4 protein-coding genes and 1 pseudogene are annotated in these 4,065 nt (G+C 49.2%); all 5 read left to right on the top strand.

Features of this window, described 5'->3' with window-relative positions; genetic code table 11:
* Window positions 1-100 precede the first annotated feature (100 nt).
* Complete coding sequence (surE, locus tag Q0200_RS04480; protein WP_297938243.1) at window positions 101-883, top strand: 5'/3'-nucleotidase SurE; 783 nt, start codon at window positions 101-103, stop codon at window positions 881-883.
* The gene (locus Q0200_RS04475) at window positions 880-1,545 is read left to right on the top strand and encodes a tRNA threonylcarbamoyladenosine dehydratase (protein WP_297938240.1); all 666 of its coding nucleotides are present in this window, start codon (window positions 880-882) and stop codon (window positions 1,543-1,545) included. Before surE ends, Q0200_RS04475 begins: the two co-directional genes overlap by 4 nt.
* Window positions 1,546-1,625: 80 nt before the next feature.
* The gene (locus tag Q0200_RS04470; protein WP_297938237.1) at window positions 1,626-2,291 is read left to right on the top strand and encodes a molybdenum cofactor guanylyltransferase; all 666 of its coding nucleotides are present in this window, start codon (window positions 1,626-1,628) and stop codon (window positions 2,289-2,291) included.
* Window positions 2,288-3,382: a phospholipase A gene (locus tag Q0200_RS04465; protein ID WP_297938234.1), complete on the top strand. Its 1,095-nt coding sequence runs from the start codon at window positions 2,288-2,290 to the stop codon at window positions 3,380-3,382. The genes Q0200_RS04470 and Q0200_RS04465 overlap by 4 nt, the downstream gene beginning before the upstream one ends.
* 340 nt (window positions 3,383-3,722) lie before the next feature.
* A pseudogene (locus Q0200_RS04460) lies at window positions 3,723-4,065 on the top strand (SMI1/KNR4 family protein); the annotation flags it as partial.

Genomic DNA, 4,065 nt, shown 5'->3' with positions numbered 1-4,065 from the left:
ATACACCCATCGAAGCAAAACACAGTTTCAACGGTTCTTTAAAAATTTGAAAGCGATGGGCTCGTCAAATTTGAGCTAATCGTGATAAAAAGGAATAAATTTGAAAGAAATTTTAATCACAAACGACGACGGATTCGAGGCTAGCGGCCTGCACGCTTTAGCTAGCGCACTGAGGGAGCTACCTGATACTCGCGTCACCATCGTCGCACCGAGTACCGAAAAATCAGCCTGCGCGCATTCGCTGACGCTTACTAGACCTCTTCGCTTTATCAAGCTTGACGACGATTTTTACAAACTCGACGACGCCACGCCCGCAGACTGCGTCTATCTCGCGCTTCACGCGCTTTATAAAAGACTACCAGACCTCGTAATCAGCGGTATAAACCACGGCGCCAACGTGGGCGAGGATATCACCTACTCGGGTACGTGCGGAGCAGCTATGGAGGGCGTTTTGCAGGGCGTGCCTAGCATCGCATTTTCGCAGTTTTATAAAAACGATAGTATCGAAAAACTAGGTTTTTCTCTCGCGCAACAAGCCGTCAAATTTATCATTCCTCGCGTATTAAACGGCGAAATATCCCTACCGCCGCGCCAGTTTTTAAACGTAAATATCCCCGCCGTCTCCGCCCGCGAATTTAGAGGCTACCGCATCGTGCCAGCCGGCAGACGCAGCTACGCCACGCACGCCATGCTCCACCGCAACCCGCGCGGCGTCGAGTACTACTGGCTCGGACAGCCGTCAAATTTAGATTACGAACAAAACGGCGAGTCCGACATCAGCGTGCTTAGCGAGAGTTTCGCCTCGCTCACTCCGATTATGCTCGATATGACCGCGCACGCGAGCTTGCAGAGCCTAAAAACCGCGCTAAAGGATCAAATTTGAACGAGGAGATTTTGGATCAAAACGACCGATTTACGAGATCTCGCTGGCTGTTCGGCGATGATTTTAAAAAGCTTCAAAACGCAAACGTCCTAATCTGCGGCGTTGGCGGCGTAGGCGGCATATGCGCGGACGCGCTAGCTCGCGCGGGCGTAGGCAAAATCACCGTCATCGACAAGGATATTTTTGATATAACCAATCAAAACCGTCAAATTTACAGCGAAGCGGTCGGAGCCGTTAAGGTCGGCGAATTTGCCGTAAGATACGAGTGCGTAACGGCGCTGCAAGAGCTAATGACGCCCGAATTTATCGCAAATTTCGACTTTTCGCCCTTTGATCTCGTGATCGACGCTATCGACGACGTGCCCGCCAAGATCGCGCTCGCGCTAAAAACGCACGAAAAGCTCATCAGCTCGATGGGCGGCGCAAAACGCATCGATCCGACGCAGATCAAGGTCGCCTCCGTCTGGCAGACCTGCAACGACCCGTTTGCTAAAAAAATACGCACCGAACTTAAAAAAGCGGGCTTTAAAGGCAAATTTGACGTCGTGTTTTCGACCGAACTGCCAAGATGCGTAAAACTGGGCAGCTTTATGGGCGTAACGGCGTGTTTTGGGCTAAATTTAGCGGCTTTAGCGGTTAGAAAAATCATAGGCGATAAATAATTTTAATTAGCCTGGGCGAGTTTAACCGCTCGCTTAAAACAAATTTATGCTATTATACCGCACTTAAATTAAGGAAAAAAATGAAAACATGCGTCATCCTTGCCGGCGGCAAAAGCTCACGAATGGGCCGCGACAAAACGCTGCTGCCTTTTGGCGGATTTGCGACGCTCACGCACTACGGAGCGCATAAATTCGGGCGGATTTTCGAGCGCGTATTCGTTAGCTCCAAATTTGACAAATTTAACCCGTCCCTACCGCTCATCAAAGACGTTAACCCAGAGGAGTTCTCGCGGTTAAATTTGACCGAGGCGAGCGACAAAGATGGCGCAGAGGCGAGCTTTGCTCAAATTTGCTCGCAAGATACGGCAAATTTGAGCCCGGACGCCTTTTCTCCGATGCTAGCGCTTTACAGTATCCTTAAGAACTTCCCAAACGAAAGCGTCTTTATCGTCCCGGCCGATATGCCGTTTGTTAGCGGAGAGTGCGCGCGCGAACTATATAAATTTAGCGGAGAATACGATATGGTCATCGCCGCGGACGAGTCGCATACGCACTCGCTTTGCGGATTTTTTAGCGGGGACTTAGCGAACGCCGCGGGCGAGCTTTTTGCCGCGGGCGAGCATAAGATCGCGCTTTTGCGCGACCGCTGCCGCTGCAAGATCGTAAAGTTCGCAAACGCGGACGAGTTTTTTAACATCAACTACCAAGCCGATTACAAACAAGCTTTAAAAGAAGGAAACATATGAAAAAAATTATCGTTTTACTGGCGATTTTGTTAAATTTCGCAGCAGCCGGCGAGTCTGCGACGGCGAAGCAAAATTTAATCGACCAGTCCGAAAATGCGGCTGAAAATTTGACCGAACCGACCGCAAAAGACGAAGCCAAACGACTATACGAAGCCGCCGCAAAGCTCGAATACGAAGGCGACAAAACAAGAGCCCTGCAGCTTTATAAACTAGCGGCTAAAAAGGCAATATTTACGGACGAGGACGGCGAAACTGCTGCGATGGAACGCTCTGTGATCGCGCCCTCAGATAGCGTAGCGGACGCGCCCGTGGAGGAGCAAAAGATCGCCTCTAAAGAGCGCCCGGGAGCGAAATTTGAGAGCGGCGAGGCATACGACGTGGATGAAATTTTGGGCTTAAAAATGCACCATCTAAACTACCTCTTGCCCGCAACATATGCATTTAACAACTTTGATGACAGGCGCAGATTTGAGACCGCTTTTCAAATCAGCCTGCAAAAGCCGCTTTTTTACGACGTATTTGATATGAACGAAACGATCTCGGCAGGCTACTCGCAAAGCTCGTGGTGGCAGACGGCTAAGAGCTCTACGCCGTTTCGCGAGACCAACTATCGCCCCGAGATTTTCATAACCGTGCCGATGAGATTTGAGGCGCTACCGAGCCTTGACTACCTACGCGCTGGACTTTTGCACGAGAGTAACGGCCAGGGCGGCGAGAAATCGCGCTCGTGGAACCGCGTCTATCTCGAGGCTAAGCTTTACGCCGGTAGCCTCGTCGTGATCCCGCGAGCGTGGGCGCGCATACCGGAAAGCAAAGGCAGTGACGACAATCCCGACATCGAAAAATACCTCGGCAACATGGATATAAATTTCGCCCTGCCTTACCGCGGACATATCTTTACTGCGATGGTGCGCAACAACCTGCATTTTGACAAAACAAACCGCGGCGCGGGCGAGCTTGGGTGGCTGTTTCCATTTGGCAAGAATGGAGTATACGGCTACGTGAAGTACTTTACGGGATACGGCGAGAGTCTAATCGACTACAACCGCCACACCGACAAAATCGGCATCGGATTTGCGATTTTGAAATGATTTGTAGATTTGCCGCCTAAAGACCTAGACGGTTTACGTCATTATCGTAGCCGGCAAACCAAATATCTTTAATTTATTTTTATATAAAAATTTGCGAGTATCGGCAATTTCACTAATTTATGGGCTGCTATTGCTTGCGGATTGCATTTTATTATTTTTATATAGTTTACCGAGATTTTGTTGTTCAAATTTCACTAAATTTATACTACTGCTCGGTAAAATTTTGCGAGAGATTCTAGCGTAGTTAGATAAATTTCTTTTTTAACTTTTCCGCTCACTACATCAAAATTTGATAGAATCCATCCGATTTTCAGCACAAAGATTAAATTTAAGGATACATATGTTTTTGCGATTAGACGAGATCAGGCAAAGGCTCGACGAGATCTTCTTGCCCCTAGAGCAAAATGGCATAACAGGCATGAGGCTGCTAGCACAAAGCGATGCTGACGCGTCCACGCGGGCGCTAGAAAATGCGCAAGAGGCTCTAGACGTCAAATTTCCGCTTGAGCTTGTGCGGCTAGTTTGCGAATTCGACTTAGGCGATTTTGAAGTTTGTAACGTACGCTTTGGCGTCGGCGGCAACTACGCGGACGAACTTGTGCGGCTAAACTGTACCGACGAATACGGCGGCAAATGGTGGCACGGCGATACGCGTCCTGCAAATTTGATAGTTTTTGCCGTCG

It is taken from the genome of uncultured Campylobacter sp. (assembly GCF_938045225.1).
Taxonomy (GTDB): domain Bacteria; phylum Campylobacterota; class Campylobacteria; order Campylobacterales; family Campylobacteraceae; genus Campylobacter_A.
The sequence above is the reverse complement of the archived record's forward strand: the minus strand, read 5'-3'. Positions and strand labels throughout refer to the sequence as shown.